This is a genomic window from Micromonospora acroterricola (assembly GCF_003172955.1).
Lineage (GTDB): Bacteria > Actinomycetota > Actinomycetes > Mycobacteriales > Micromonosporaceae > Micromonospora > Micromonospora acroterricola.
This window is the reverse complement of the sequence record NZ_QGKR01000204.1, coordinates 32,850-44,845: the sequence shown is the minus strand read 5'-3', so window position 1 is coordinate 44,845 and position 11,996 is coordinate 32,850. Positions and strand designations below refer to the sequence as shown.

At 71.8% G+C, this 11,996-nt stretch carries 11 protein-coding genes; 6 read left to right on the top strand and 5 right to left on the bottom strand.

Annotation, left to right across the window (positions count from 1 at the left end):
- Both DKT68_RS16695 and DKT68_RS16690 read left to right on the top strand, forming a co-directional pair.
- A partial coding sequence (locus DKT68_RS16695; protein WP_330848940.1) for an oligopeptide/dipeptide ABC transporter ATP-binding protein occupies positions 1 to 290 on the top strand: 290 nt, incomplete at its 5' end.
- Positions 287 to 2,077, top strand: a complete 1,791-nt coding sequence (locus DKT68_RS16690) for a gamma-glutamyltransferase family protein (protein WP_109818335.1) — start codon at positions 287 to 289, stop codon at positions 2,075 to 2,077. The genes DKT68_RS16695 and DKT68_RS16690, both read left to right, overlap by 4 nt.
- On the opposite strand, the gene DKT68_RS16685 is transcribed toward DKT68_RS16690, so the two are convergent.
- A complete protein-coding gene (locus DKT68_RS16685) occupies positions 2,074 to 2,778 on the bottom strand; it encodes a GntR family transcriptional regulator (RefSeq protein ID WP_109818334.1) in 705 nt (234 codons plus the stop codon). The two genes, DKT68_RS16690 and DKT68_RS16685, sit on opposite strands and share 4 nt — an antisense overlap.
- A gap of 47 nt (positions 2,779 to 2,825) precedes the next feature.
- On the opposite strand from DKT68_RS16685, the gene DKT68_RS16680 reads away from it, so the two are divergent.
- A complete protein-coding gene (locus DKT68_RS16680; RefSeq protein WP_161556672.1) occupies positions 2,826 to 3,542 on the top strand; it encodes a YoaK family protein in 717 nt (238 codons plus the stop codon).
- A gap of 22 nt (positions 3,543 to 3,564) precedes the next feature.
- Here DKT68_RS16680 and DKT68_RS16675 read toward each other — a convergent pair whose 3' ends face one another.
- The 4 genes from DKT68_RS16675 to DKT68_RS16660 are packed head-to-tail and all read right to left on the bottom strand — an operon-like array spanning position 3,565 to position 6,807.
- Complete coding sequence (locus DKT68_RS16675; RefSeq protein WP_109818339.1) at positions 3,565 to 4,191, bottom strand: response regulator; 627 nt, start codon at positions 4,189 to 4,191, stop codon at positions 3,565 to 3,567.
- Entirely contained in the window at positions 4,188 to 5,423 is a 1,236-nt protein-coding gene (locus DKT68_RS16670) for a sensor histidine kinase (protein WP_109818332.1), read from the bottom strand. Before DKT68_RS16670 ends, DKT68_RS16675 begins: the two co-directional genes overlap by 4 nt.
- Positions 5,424 to 5,428: 5 nt before the next feature.
- A complete protein-coding gene (locus tag DKT68_RS16665) occupies positions 5,429 to 5,881 on the bottom strand; it encodes an ABA4-like family protein (RefSeq protein ID WP_109818331.1) in 453 nt (150 codons plus the stop codon).
- The gene (locus DKT68_RS16660; protein WP_109818330.1) at positions 5,878 to 6,807 is read right to left on the bottom strand and encodes a hypothetical protein; all 930 of its coding nucleotides are present in this window, start codon (positions 6,805 to 6,807) and stop codon (positions 5,878 to 5,880) included. Before DKT68_RS16660 ends, DKT68_RS16665 begins: the two co-directional genes overlap by 4 nt.
- A 165-nt stretch (positions 6,808 to 6,972) precedes the next feature.
- On the opposite strand from DKT68_RS16660, the gene DKT68_RS16655 reads away from it, so the two are divergent.
- The 3 genes from DKT68_RS16655 to fdh all read left to right on the top strand — a co-directional run bounded on the left by DKT68_RS16655 (position 6,973) and on the right by fdh (position 11,996).
- On the top strand, positions 6,973 to 7,722 hold the full coding sequence (locus tag DKT68_RS16655) for a VOC family protein (RefSeq protein WP_109818338.1): 750 nt from the start codon (positions 6,973 to 6,975) through the stop codon (positions 7,720 to 7,722).
- A 68-nt stretch (positions 7,723 to 7,790) separates the two neighbouring features.
- Positions 7,791 to 8,558, top strand: coding sequence for a hypothetical protein (locus DKT68_RS16650; protein ID WP_146218386.1), 768 nt, complete (start codon positions 7,791 to 7,793; stop codon positions 8,556 to 8,558).
- A gap of 162 nt (positions 8,559 to 8,720) precedes the next feature.
- Entirely contained in the window at positions 8,721 to 11,996 is a 3,276-nt protein-coding gene (gene fdh, locus DKT68_RS16640; RefSeq protein ID WP_269089857.1) for a formate dehydrogenase, read from the top strand.

The following is an 11,996-nucleotide window of genomic DNA, read 5'->3' as shown; positions in this document are numbered from 1 at the left end:
GTCCCGCCCACCCGTACACGCAGGCGCTGCTGTCGGCCGCACCGGTGGCCGACCCGGTCCTTCAGCGGCAGCGTCGGCCGGTGCTGCTCGGCGACGACCTCCCGTCCGCGCTCGACCCGCCGTCCGGCTGCCGGTTCCGCACCCGGTGCCCGCTCGCGTTCGACAGGTGCGCGACGGAGGTGCCGGCACAGGTGGGGATCGGCGACGGCATGGCCGCGTGCCACCTGGTCCAGCCGGACGGCAGCGGGCCCGACGTTCGGGCCGCACACAAGAGTGAGGTGTTGTCATGACGTTCACCACCAGACCGACGCTCCAGGGAACCTTCGGCATGGTGTCCTCGACGCACTGGCTCGCCAGCCAGGCGGCCATGGGGATCCTCGAACGTGGCGGGAACGCCTTCGACGCCGCGGTCACCGCCGGGTTCGTCCTGCACGTCGTCGAACCACACCTCAACGGCCCCGGTGGTGAGGTGCCGGCCATCGTGGCGACGGCCCAGGACCCCGCTCCGAAGGTGCTGTGCGGGCAGGGGCCGGCGCCGGCCGGCGCCACCATCGCGCACTTCCGCTCGCTCGGCATGGACCTCATCCCCGGGTCCGGTCCGCTCGCGGCGGCCGTACCCGGCGCCGTGGACGCCTGGCTCCTCCTGCTGCGTGACCACGGCACGCTCTCCCTCGACGAGGTGCTGGAGCCGGCGATCGGCTACGCCGCCGCAGGCCACCCGCTGATCGGCCGGGTCGGGGACACCGTGGCGGCCGTGCGGTCGCTGTTCGAGGAGCACTGGTACACCTCCGCCCAGCTGTGGCTGCGCGGCGGCCGGCCACCGGCGGCGGGGGAGATGTTCACCAACCCGGCGTACGCGCGGACCCTGCGGAGACTGGTCGAGGCCGGGCGGGCGGCCGGCGCCGACCGGGAGGCGCAGATCGAGGCCGCGCGTCGCGCCTGGGGTACGGGTTTCGTCGCCGAGGCGATCGACCGGTTCAGCAGGGAGCCGTTCCAGGACTCCAGCGGGAGCCCCCACGCCGGTCTCGTCACCGGCGCCGACCTGGCCGCCTACTCGGCGACCTGGGAGGCCCCGGTCACCCTCGACTGGCACGGCTACTCGGTGGCGAAGACCGGGTTCTGGGGCCAGGGCCCGGTGCTGCTGGAGACGCTGTCCGTCCTCGACGCGCTCGACGACCCCGGCGCGTACGACCCGGCGACCGCCGCCGGCGTCCACGCCCAGGTCGAGGCGCTCAAGCTCGCCTTCGCCGACCGCGAGGCCTGGTACGGCGACGGGGCCGACGTGCCCGCCAAGGCGCTGCTCTCCCGGGAGTACGCGCGGGAGCGGGCGGCCCTGATCGGCGACCGGGCGTCCCGGGAACTGCGACCGGGGCGTCCCGACGGGGCGGAACCCCACCTTCCGGCGCACGTCCGACCGGGGGCCGCCCGTCATGCCGACCCGACGGACCCGACGACGGGGGAGCCGACGGTGCAGGCGGACGGGGTGACCCGCGGCGACACCTGCCACGTGGACGTGGTCGACCGCTGGGGCAACATGATCTCCGCAACCCCGAGCGGCGGCTGGTTGCAGAGCTCGCCCACCATCCCGGATCTCGGCTTCCCGCTGGGCAGCCGGCTGCAGATGTTCTGGCTGGAGGAGGGGCTGGCCTCGTCACTCGCTCCGGGCCGGCGGCCGCGTACGACGTTGAGCCCGACGATGGTGCACCGCGACGGGCAGCCGGTGCTGGCGTGCGGCACACCCGGCGGCGATCAGCAGGACCAGTGGCAGGTGCCGTTCCTGCTCCGCCATCTCGTCGGCGGTCAGTCCCTCCAGGAGGCCATCGACGCGCCCGCGTTCCACACCGTCAGCCTGCCGGGGTCGTTCTACCCGCGGGAGATGGAGCCCGGCGTCCTGGTGGTGGAGGACCGGCTCGACGAGGACGTGCTGGCGGCCCTGCGGGCGTACGGGCACGAGGTGCGGCTCTCCGACGGGTGGAGCCTCGGCCGGCTGTGCGCCGTGACCCGTGACCCCGACACGGGCGTGCTCGCCGCCGGGGCGAACCCGCGGGGGATGCAGGGCTACGCGTGCGGTCGTTAGCGGGCGCCGTACCCGCCCTCGGCGTTCTCGTAGGCGGCTGCGGAGGCCGCGTCGAGGTGGGCGAGCGCGGCCCGCTCGGCGCGGTCCCCGTCGCCTGACTCGATGGCGTCGACCAACTGGATGTGCTCGGCCCACGAGTGCGGGGCGCGTTCCGCGGCGCCCAGCCGGAAGACCCACTGGACATGGAGGTAGAGCGCCTTGGCGATCGACGACAGCCAGGGATTTCCGCTGATCTGGAGGATCCGCAGGTGCAGGGCGCTGTTCAACTCGGCGACCCGGCGCAGGTCCTGCCGTTCGGTCGCCTCGCGGCCCTGCTCCAGCAGCACGCGCAGGGCGGCCACGTCGGCGGCGGTCGCCCGTTCGGCCGCCAGCCGGGCGGCGAGTGACTCCAGACGCTCGCGGACGACGAACATGTCCGAGATGGTGCCGCTGCTCGGCGACGCGACGACCGCGCCGCGGCGGGGGAGGATCACGACGAAGCCCTCGGCCTCCGCGACGCGCAGCGCCTCCCGGACGGGGTTGCGGGAGACGCCGAAGTCTTCGGCCAGCCGATCCTCGGTGAGCCGCTCGCCGGGCAGGTAGTCGCCGTCGATGATGGCTGTCCGCAGGGCGGCGAGGACCTGATCGCGTAGCGGCAGGTGTTGGGCGCCGAGCTTGTCCCGCAGGTCTTCAGCCACCTGGATCGCCTCTCCGTGAATCATCCGGGACAAAGTGTATACGAAGAACAATCTTTGGAGGGCAGCCGACAGTGTCCAGCGCAGTGCCCCGCGTCATCCACCCCTCGGCCCCTGCGGAGGGACGGCAGCGTCTCCTGCGGAGACGGCACGGCCTCGTGGTCGTCCTCACCTTCCTGACCGGCAGCGCCGACGCCATCGGCTTCCTCGCCCTCGGCGGCGCCTTCTCCAGCGTGATGACCGGCAACATGGTCCTGCTCGGACTCTCCGCGGGCAGAGGTGACGCCGAACTCGCCCTGACCTCCGGCTGCGCCATCGTCAGCTTCATCGTCGGTGTCCTCGCCGGCGCCCGGCTCGTCGGCTCGGCACAGCCGGACGATCCCGTCTGGCCACGACGGGTCACCTGGGCGCTCGTCCTGGAACTCCTGGTGTTCGTCGTGTTCCTCGTCGTCTGGGAGATCAACCTCCCCCACCACGACGAACACGTCGACCTCGCGCTCCTGCTGCTGTCGGCGGCGGCGCTGGGGGTGCAGAGCAGCGCCATCCAACGGTTCGGCGTGCCCGGCCTCTCCTCCACGTACCTGACCGGGACGCTCACGACCCTCATCGCCGGCGTCGCCGCACGCGACCCGTGGCGCAGCCTGCGACCCAAGGCCCAGGTCCTGCTGGCGCTGATGACGGGCGCGGCGGTCGGCGCCCTGGTCGCCCTGCACCTGCCGGTGGTCGCGCCGGCGCTGCTGATCGTGCCGCTCGTGCTCGTGATCGCCGTGTCCGCGCGGATGAGGGGGTAGGTGTCCGCGGCGACGCGGCCACTCAGACGCCGCGGGCGAACAGGGCCAGGCGTACGCGGTTGGGGCTGTCGGTCTTGGTCATCAGGTTGGTGATGTGCGTCTTGACCGTGGTGACGCCGATGTGCAGCCGGTCCGCGATCTCGGTGTTGGACAGCCCCTCGGCGACCAGGTCCAGCACGTCCCGCTCCCGGGCGGTCAGCCCCTGCACCGGTCGGGGGGTCTCCGCGCGAGCGTGCACCGCGCGCTGGACCAGGCGGTGCAGCACCTCGGGGCTGAACGGGCTGTCACCCACGGCGGCCCGGCGGATGCCGTCCAGCAACTCGTCGGGTGGCGCGTCCTTGAGCAGGAACCCGCAGGCGCCGGCGGTGAGGGCGGGATAGAGGTGGTCGTCGTCGCCGAAGGTCGTCAGCACGAGCACGCGGGTGGCGGGGCGTTCGGCGAGGATCCGGCTCGTGGCGGTGATCCCGTCGACCCCGGGCATTCGCAGGTCCATGATGACCACGTCGGGGAGGAGCCGCGCGGCGAGGGGGATCGCGTCGCGGCCGTTGTCGGCCTCGCCGACCACGTCGATGTCGGGCTGGGCGTCGCAGAGCATGCGCAGCCCCGCGCGGATGAGGTGCTGGTCGTCGACCAGCAGGACGCGGATCATGCCGGCGCGGGCGAGTCGGTCGGGGCCACGCGGTTCCGGGGCGCCGCCCCGGTGGCGGACGCGGCAGGCGCGGCCGCGAGGACGGTGCCCACCCGCCACCCCGCGTCGGTCGGGCCCGCCTCCAGTCGGCCGCCGAGCACCTCGACGCGTTCGCGCATGCCGGTGATGCCGTGACCGCCGCCGGACGGCATCGCCGCCGGCGCCGCGCCACCCCCGTCGTCCGAGACCTCCCAGTGGACGGCTCCGTCGCGTACGGCCACCACGACGCGCGCCAGCGCGGACGATCCGGCGTGCTTGGCCACGTTGGTCAGTGCCTCCTGCGTCAGCCGTAACACGGCCAGGCCGCGTACCGCGTCGAGCGAACCGACGGCCGGGTCGATGTCGGCCTCCACGGTGATGCCAGCCTGGCGGGCCCGGTCGACCGTCGCACCGAGCGCGGCCGGAAGCGCCGACGGCTCGATCGCGGTCAGCGCCGCGTCACCGCGTACCCCGACGGGGTTGCGCAGGACCTCGACCAACCGACGCAGCTCCGCCAGCGCGGCGGTCCCCGTGCCGTGCACGTCGTCGAACACCTCGCCGACCCGGGGATCCAGGTCCGTGAGGACGTGCCGTGCCACGCCGATCCGCAGCACCATCGACGCCACGTGGTGCGCGACGACGTCGTGCAGCTCCCGGGCGATGGCGCTGCGTTCGTCGGCGCGCGCGGCGCGGCTCTCCGACTCGTGCCGGCGCTGCTCCGCCGCCGCCCGCTCCACGGCCTGCCGACCCAGCTCCCGGTTGGCCCGGATGACCAGACCGAGCAGCAACGGCACGCCGACCTCCAGGGTCAGCCCGAAGACTCCGGAGGTGACCCGGCCGACCGGATCACCGATCGAGTCGGTCAGATCGACCACGGCCAGCAGACCGGTGGCCAGCCAGATCGTGCGTGCCCGGCGCGCCCGCATGGTCACCTCGAGCAGGGCCCAGCTGGCGCCGACCTGATTGATCATGATGTCGTCGACCAGGGGGATCGCGACCGCCAGCAGCGCGGCCTGCGCCAGCAGGTTGACCAGCGGCCGACGGTGCAGCACCAGCGCGACGGTGAACGCGACCACCGCGAGGACCCACTGCGTGGCCGTCGGCGGGCGGCCGGCCTGGGTGCCGAAGACCAGGTAACCCAGGCCGCTGAGGTCGAGCAGCGCCATCCGCACGAGCGTGTCCCGCGTGTCGAACAGCCGTCCCGCCCACCCCACGGAGGTCAGCCTAGGCGCTGCGGCTCGGGGGCGGCGACCGTCGACCGCCGCCACCGGGACCGAACGGCGAGGTAGGCGGCCAGGCCGAGCGGTCCGAGCAGGATGGTCAGCACCAGCACCGGAGCCATGACCAGCGCCGGTACCCCCCGTTCCCGGCTGTCCAGCCACGCCCACCGCCCGACGAACAGATCGAACGCGATCATGTGCGCCCATCCCGCCGCCGCGCCGTTCGAGGTGCCGAGCAGGTCGCGCACCCCGTCCAGGGTCGGCGACGCCACGGCCGGCAGCACGTCGCCGAACGCCGGGAGCACCAGCAGCGCGTAGATCACCACGACCGGCAGCACGATCAGCGGTGACGAGATGATCCGGGCGGTCCACGACCAGCGCGGCAGGAGGATCATCAGCGCCCAGAACGGCGCGGCCACCGTGAACGTCAGGGTGAACAGCGTGGCGGTCATGCGGCCAGCGCCAGTTCCGGGCTGCGCCGTCGAGCCAGCACCAGGCCGGTGGCGGTCGCCGTCGCGGCCAGCAGGGCCGCGACGACGGCCAGCGTGAGCGCGTCCGGACGCAGCAGTGGCTGTCCGCGCAGGGCCTGCCAGGTCAACAACACCGTGAGTACGCCGTACGCCCCGCCGGCGACGACCACCAGTCGCGCGCGGGTGCGCTCGTCGAGCCGTGTCCCGAGGAACCGGCTCAGCAGGATCGCGAGGATCGGCAGCGCCTGGAGGGCGTGCAGCCCCACGAAGTGCCCGATCCGCAGGTCCCCACCGGTGGTGCTCCAGCCGACCACCGGCAGCCCCGGTCCGCCGTCGGCCACGCCGACCGCGTGTGCGCCGCTGATCCCCTCGACCCCCGGGTCCTGACCGGGCAGCACCATCGGCACCGCCGCCAGCATGCCCAGCAGCGACAGGCCCAGCCCCCACCCGACCGCGCGGGCGGCGACCCGGTCGGGGATCCGCCGGATCAGCACCACGATCCCGAGGATGAGGTGCGCGACGAACAGCACCATGATCGCCGCACCCATCGCCGTGAAGAGGGCGATGTTCAGGGGTGTGGTGTCGTTGAAGTGGCTGGTCTGCCCGCGTACCACCTGCCCGACGATCACCACCATCTCGATCACCGCCATCGCGACGACCACCGTGGCGGCCCACTCCGCGACCCGGCTGCGCCGCGGCAGCAGGGAGAGCATCCAGGCGAGGGTCGTGCCGTACACCACGAAGGACACGGCGAACTTGAACGGCTTGAGCCAGATCGGCGAACCGGTGAGGACCCGCGAGTCGACGAGGATGCCGACCGCCGAGATGACGGTGAGCACCGCCATCGCGTAGACGAAGACCATGAGTGGGCGGTGCCAGTGTGCCGCCCGACGCAGCGCGATAGTCATGTCTGTAGATGCTCCCCACCACGTACGCCGAAAGCGTCCGACCGCGAGCCCCGGTTGCGGCCGACGGTCGGAGTGGGCCTCCTCCCTGGGTAGGAGGAAACGCGGTCGTGGCCCTTCCCTGGCGCTGGCACAATGGCCGGCCTGTCGACCGGACCGGGAGTGGCGATGACGACGAACGAGGACCGTGTCCAGCCGAACGAGACCACGGTGCCCCTGCTGCACTGCGTGTCGCCGGAGGAGACCCTGGCGTTCTGGCGTGCGCTCGGGTTCGAGGTGACCTACGAGCAGACGAAGCCGTACGTCTACCTGGCCTTCCAGTGGAGTGGGTTCGCGCTGCACTACGGTCGCGCGCCGAGCGGCGTGGACCCGTCGGCGGAGAACACCGGCGGCTGCCTGGTGATGGTCGACGCGGTCGCCGCGTACCACGCGGCGTTCACCGACGCGATGCGCGGCGCCTACGGCAAGGTGCTCGGCAGGGGACTGCCCCGGATGACCCGTTACCGCCCCGGCGCGTCGCGGTTCAGCATCGTCGACCCGTCGGGCAACACCATCATCTTCATCCAGCGGGACGAGCCGGCGGAGGTGGAGTACGGCGGGTCGAAGAAGTTGCAGGGGCTGGCCCGGGTGCTCGACAACGCCCGGATCCTGCGCGAGTTCAAGATGGACGACCGGGCGGCGTTCCGGGCGCTCAACTCGGGGCGGCGCCGGCACGGCGACAACGCGCCGACGGTCGAGCAGGCGCTGGCGCTCGCCGGGCTGATCGAGCTGTCGGTCGCGCTGGACGAGCTTGAACGGGTGCCCGACTGGGGCACCCGGCTCCGGGCGCTCCCGCTGACCGAGCAGGAGCGTGCGCGGGTCCTGGGCGCGGTCGCCGATCCCACCGTGCTGGCGTCCTGGATACCCGACCCGAGCTGACGACCGTCGGCGGTCGTCGTTTCGGGCGGGTCGTCGTAGGGAAACCTGGGTGGAACGAAGAGGTGATGATGAGCCACGACACACCGCTGCCGGCCACCCGAGCGCGAAGACTGCTCGCGCTGACCCTGCCGCTGCTCGGCGCCGTGGCGCTGACCACCGCCTGCACCGCCGATGCGGACCCCACCGATTCGACCCCGTCACCCGCGCCACCGGTGACCATGCCGGCGGCAACGGACACGGTGGACCAGCCGCCTCCGAGCGCGAGCGCCCCGGCGACCATCCCGACGTCCGCCTTCGTCGAACTGCCCCGTGAGCTGCTGAAGTCCCCCCGGCGGGCGACGCCCGTCGCGGACGCCCTGCCGACGCTGTGCGGCAACGAGTTCGGCACCGGAGGCCGACAGGTCACCGCGAGCGCCGCGATGACCGTCACCTACAAGAAGCCGGACGAACCAGCCAGCAACGTGCCGCAGGGCATGATCCACCAGACCATCTTCACCTTCGAGGGCGACGGCGCTTCGGCCTACATGCGACGACTCCGGGGTGCCGTGCAGGCGTGCCCCTCCTACGACCAGGGTGGGAACCCCGTCACGGTCGAGAGCCGAGCCCTGCCCGGCGTCGGGGACGAGGCATTGGTGCTGACCCGGACCTGGGACGAGGAGAGCCTGAACGGCGACCCCACCGGCCGCGACGCGTCCAGCCAGATCACCGTGGCACGTGTCGCCGGGGCGGTGACCGTGTTCAACGACCAGGGCTGGGAGGGCAGCAGCGGCAACCCCGCCGTCATGGACCGGGTCACGCGCGACGGCGTACGGGCCATCGACGCCTGGCAGCGGTGACGCCCCGGCGGTCGTACCCCAGGCTTCCCGGCCTGTTCAGCGGGCCGGGACGGCGCCTGTCGTTGATCGCATGGTTGCTACCGGATCCGCTGCGCGCCGACCCGCGACTCGACTAGTGTCGGGCTGTTCACATTTGGTCGCTTTCGTCGGAAAGGTGGAGCGATGGGAGTGCGCCGCTGGGTCGAAAGCTGGCCGCTCTACCGTCAGCTCACCGGCACCGACCCGCTGGGCCGGGGTGCCGCTGCCAAGTCCGCCGGCTCCCTGTCACTCACCGCCCGCACCGAGACGGCCGACTCGATGGCCCGATCCGTCTGCCCCTACTGCGCCGTCGGTTGCGCTCAGCGGGTGTTCGTCAAGGACGGGCAGGTCACCCAGATCGAGGGCGACCCGGACAGCCCGATCTCGCGGGGGCGGCTGTGTCCGAAGGGCGCGGCCAGCAAGAGCCTGGTGACCAGCCCCTTCCGGCAGACTACGGTGCGCTACCGCCGGCCGTACTCGACGCAGTGGGAAGACCTCGATCTCGACACGGCGATGAACATGATCGCCGACCGGGTGTTGGCGGCCCGCGACGAGACGTGGGAGGACGTCGACGATGCCGGCCGGCCGCTCAACCGCACGCTGGGCATCTCCAGCCTGGGCGGGGCGACGCTGGACAACGAGGAGAACTACCTCATCAAGAAGTTGTTCACGGCGATGGGGGCGCTCCAGATCGAGAACCAGGCCCGTATTTGACACTCCGCCACCGTCCCCGGTCTGGGGACCAGCTTCGGTCGTGGCGGCGCGACGCAGTTCCAGCAGGACCTCGCCCACTCCGACGTGATCGTCATTCAGGGCTCCAACATGGCCGAGGCGCACCCGGTGGGCTTCCAGTGGGTGATGGAGGCCAAGCGGCGCGGCGCGAAGGTCTTCCACGTCGACCCACGGTTCACCCGCACCAGCGCCCTGGCGGACTCGTACCTGCCGATCCGCGCGGGCACGGACATCGCGCTGCTCGGTGGGGTGGTGCGCTACATCCTGGACAACGAGCTGGACTTCCGGGAGTACGTGGTCTCCTACACCAACGCCGCCACGATCGTCACCGAGGACTACCGCGACACCGAGGATCTGCACGGGCTCTTCTCCGGCTTCAAGGAGGAGAACGCCAGTTACGACCAGACCTCCTGGCGGTACGAGGGGCAGGGGCAGAACGTTCCGCCCCGCGACACCGAGACCCAACGGGAGACCGCGGCCGGGCTGGAGCACGAGTCGCACGGCGCGCCCGTGAACGGCCAGACGCAACGGGACGAGACGTTGCAGCATCCGCGCTGCGTCTACCAGATCCTCAAGCGGCACTATGCCCGGTACACGCCGGAGATGGTGGAGCGGGTCTGCGGCATCCCGCAGGAGAAGTTCCTGGAGCTGGCCGAGGCCTGGACCCGGAACTCCGGTCGGGACCGCACCGGGATGCTCGTCTACTCGGTGGGCTGGACGCAGCACAGTGTCGGCGTGCAGTACATCCGCACCGGCGCGATCATCCAGCTGCTGCTGGGCAACGTCGGCCGTCCCGGCGGCGGGGTCATGGCCCTTCGGGGGCATGCCAGCATCCAGGGTTCGACGGACATCCCGACCCTGTTCAACCTGCTGCCGGGCTATCTGCCGATGCCGCACCACGCCGACCACCCGACCCTGGACGAGTGGGTGGACAGCATCCGGCACCCGGGGCAGAAGGGCTTCTGGGGCAACGCCCGCACCTACGGGGTGAACCTGCTCAAGGCGTACTGGGGGGACGCGGCCACCGCCGACAACGACTACTGCTACGGCTACATGCCCCGGATGACCGGCGACCACGGCACGTACCAGCAGGTGCTGGACATGATCGACGGCAAGATCAAGGGGTACTTCCTGCTCGGGCAGAACCCGGCGGTCGGCTCGGCGCACGGCCGCGCGCAGCGTCTGGGCATGGCCAACCTGGACTGGCTGGTGGTCCGGGACCTGTTCATGATCGAAAGCGCCACCTTCTGGCAGAACGGGCCGGAGATCGAGACCGGCGAGATCGTGCCCGAAGAGTGCCGCACCGAGGTGTTCTTCCTGCCCGCAGCGTCCCACGTGGAGAAGGAGGGCAGCTTCACGCAGACGCAGCGGCTGCTGCAGTGGCGCGAGAAGGCCGTCGAACCCCCGGGCGACGCCCGCTCCGAGCTGTGGTTCTTCTACCACCTCGGGCGCATCATCCGGGAACGGTTGGCGACGTCGACCCGGCCACGCGACCGGGCGCTGCTCGACCTGAACTGGAACTACCCGACGCACGGGCCGCACGCGGAGCCGAGCGCCGAGTCGGTGCTGTACGAGATCAACGGCTACGAGGTGGCCAGCGGTCGACCGCTGTCGTCGTTCACCGAGATGAAGGACGACGGGTCCACGGCCGGCGGGTGCTGGATCTACACCGGGGTGTACGAGGACGGCGTCAACCAGGCCGCCCGCCGCAAGCCCGCAGGGGAGCAGTCCCTGGTGGCCCTGGAGTGGGGCTGGGCGTGGCCGGCGAACCGGCGCATCCTTTACAACCGCGCCTCCGCCGACCCGGACGGCAATCCGTGGAGCGAGCGCAAGAAGTACGTCTGGTGGGACCCGCAGAAGGCCGAGTGGACCGGCTACGACGTGCCGGACTTCGAGAAGGGCAAGCCGCCGTCCTACCGGCCGCCAGTGGACTCCTCCGGTGTGGCCGGGATCGCCGGCGACGACCCGTTCATCCTTCAGGGCGACGGCAAGGGCTGGCTGTACGCGCCCACCGGGGTGCTCGACGGGCCGATGCCGACGCACTACGAGCCGGTCGAGTCGCCGGTGCGCAACCCGCTCTACCGGCAGCAGGCCAACCCGACCCGCAAGGTCTACACGCACCCGATCAACACGCTCAACCCGAGCCCACCGGAGCCGCACAGCGAGGTTTTCCCGTACGTGTTCACGGTCAGCCGGCTCACCGAGCACCACACCGCCGGCGGGATGAGCCGGATGGTGCGTCCGCTGGCCGAGCTCCAGCCGGAGATGTTCGTGGAGGTGTCGCCGGAGTTGGCGGTCGAACGCGGGCTGGACCATCTCGGCTGGGCTTACCTGGTCACGACCCGCGCGGCCATCGAGGCGCGGGTGCTGGTGACGGACCGGCTCACCCCGCTCCGGATCGAGGACCGGATCATCCACCAGGTGTGGCTGCCGTACCACTTCGGGTTCGAGGGTCTGGTGACCGGTGAGTCGGCCAACGACCTGTTCGGGATCAGCCTCGACCCGAACGTGCTGATCCAGGAGAGCAAGGTCGGCACCTGCGACGTCCGGGCCGGTCGACGCCCGCGCGGGCAGGAGCTGCTGGAGCTCCTCGTCGACTACCGACGGCGGTCGGGGGATCTCGGCCCGCACTATCCACCGCAGGTCACGACCGACGTCGCCGACAGCGGCCGCGACCGGGAGGTCTGA

Excerpts from the sequence above, each read along its gene's own strand:
- DKT68_RS16655 (WP_109818338.1), top strand. The coding sequence starts at position 6,973 with ATGACGACGAACGAGGACCGTGTCCAGCCGAACGAGACCACGGTGCCC.
- DKT68_RS16650 (WP_146218386.1), top strand. The coding sequence starts at position 7,791 with ATGAGCCACGACACACCGCTGCCGGCCACCCGAGCGCGAAGACTGCTC.
- DKT68_RS16685 (WP_109818334.1), bottom strand. The coding sequence starts at position 2,778 with ATGATTCACGGAGAGGCGATCCAGGTGGCTGAAGACCTGCGGGACAAG.
- DKT68_RS16675 (WP_109818339.1), bottom strand. The coding sequence starts at position 4,191 with ATGATCCGCGTCCTGCTGGTCGACGACCAGCACCTCATCCGCGCGGGG.
- DKT68_RS16690 (WP_109818335.1), top strand. The coding sequence starts at position 287 with ATGACGTTCACCACCAGACCGACGCTCCAGGGAACCTTCGGCATGGTG.
- DKT68_RS16665 (WP_109818331.1), bottom strand. The coding sequence starts at position 5,881 with ATGACCGCCACGCTGTTCACCCTGACGTTCACGGTGGCCGCGCCGTTC.
- DKT68_RS16660 (WP_109818330.1), bottom strand. The coding sequence starts at position 6,807 with ATGACTATCGCGCTGCGTCGGGCGGCACACTGGCACCGCCCACTCATG.